The organism is Tenacibaculum agarivorans, assembly GCF_001936575.1.
GTDB lineage: Bacteria > Bacteroidota > Bacteroidia > Flavobacteriales > Flavobacteriaceae > Polaribacter > Polaribacter agarivorans.
In genome coordinates this window covers 1-1,782 of record NZ_MSMP01000088.1, presented here as the reverse complement: position 1 = coordinate 1,782, position 1,782 = coordinate 1, and the positions used below count along the sequence as shown (strand labels likewise).

Below are 1,782 nucleotides of genomic sequence, written 5' to 3'. Positions count from 1 at the left end.
CTTGATTGCCTAACTTACTTAGTAAAATATTTAGAATCGCTAACGTAGGCACATACAATGTGGTTCCAATACGACTAGCTAACATTCGTAATGAATCCGTAGATTCTTTACTAAGACGTAAAACCTTTGAACCTCCTGTATAATCGCGAACACTACCCCTTGGATGATCTAAAGGTAATTCTAATACCTTAGGTAAATCACTATACGCTGAAAGCCAAAATTCACGCTGAACTCCTAACTTACTTTGATATAACGAACTTTGTTGCCATAAAATATAATCCTTGTATTGTAACCTTGGTAAAGATAACTCTGTACCTGATAATAAATCGCTAAACTCAGTCTTTACAAGCTCTAAAGAAACTCCATCAATAATAATGTGATGCATATCGATCAATAAAATCGATTCTTCTCCTGGTAGTCGTAGCAAACCTGCTCGTAATAATGGACCTTTACTCAAATCAAAAGGACGTACAAAATCCGACATAACTGCATCTATATCATCTCCTGCATACTCTTCTAGTGAAAAATCTACTTCTGGGTGGATCCTTTGAACTACTTCGCCTTTCAAAAACTCAAAAGATGTTCTAAAACTATCATGTCTTTCTATAAGTTTTTCAAAAACAACTTCTAATTCATCTTTTGTAATACTACTAGATATCCCTATGGTTTGAGGCATATTATACACCAAAGAGGTCTTGTCTAAATTATAGATAAAATGTAATCTGCGTTGTACTGAAGATAAGGGGTAATAAGCACGTGACTCACCCATCTCTATACCTAAATACATCTGTTTGCCTTGTCTAGAAATAAAATCTGATAGACTCCTGATTGTATTGTAATGGAAAACTTCTCGCAAAGGAACCTCTGTATTTAAATCCCTTAAAATAAGATTCATCATAACCGTAGCTTTTAAAGAGTGGCCGCCTAGTTCAAAAAAGCTGCGCTCAACACTAATCAAGTCCTCCTCTATAGCTAAAACATCACTCCAGATCTTAACTAAAGTTTCTTCTATTTCATTAGAAGCACTAACATAATGATCACCTATATCTAAGGTTGGATTTGGTAAATTCTTGCGATCCACCTTTCCATTGGCGGTGATAGGTAAGGCATCTAAATGCATATAATAACTAGGTAGCATATACTCCGGTAGCTTACCTCGCAGAAAAGAACGTAATTCCGAAGAGTCTATTGATGTTTCTGATACATAATAGCCTACCAAATGCTTGTCTTGATTTTGCTCTACAACATTTACTACTACATCTCTAATACTTGGATAACCTAACAGTTGATTCTCTATCTCTCCTAACTCTATCCTAAAGCCTCTCAGTTTAACCTGACTATCTATACGACCTAAAAACTCTAAATTACCATCTTCTAACCAACGAGCTAAATCGCCTGTACGATACAATCGCTCTCCTTCCTTAAAAGGGTGAACTATAAATTTCTCTGAAGTTAATTCCGCTCTGTTGATATAACCTTGCGATAAACCTGATCCTCCTATGCATAACTCACCGATAACTCCTAAAGGTAATAACCTGTTATAACTATCTAAAACTAATAACTCAACATTATCTAAAGGTTTTCCTATAGGGATACTACTATGGGTAGTAAGTTCATTCGTTGAAAAACAACTACTATATACGGTAGCTTCTGTAGGACCGTATAAGTTCTCTAAATTAATAGAAGTACCTAAACTGCTAAAACTATCATATAATCCCTTAGGGAAAACTTCTCCTGCTAAAAATATATGCTTTACACTTGAAATACTAGCTGTACCTTCTA

General features: G+C 35.1%; 1 protein-coding gene. It reads right to left on the bottom strand.

Going from position 1 to position 1,782, the window contains the following annotated elements; translation table 11 throughout:
- Positions 1-1,782 (bottom strand): condensation domain-containing protein (locus tag BVC87_RS22940; protein WP_143569902.1); only part of this gene is annotated, 1,782 nt, incomplete at both ends.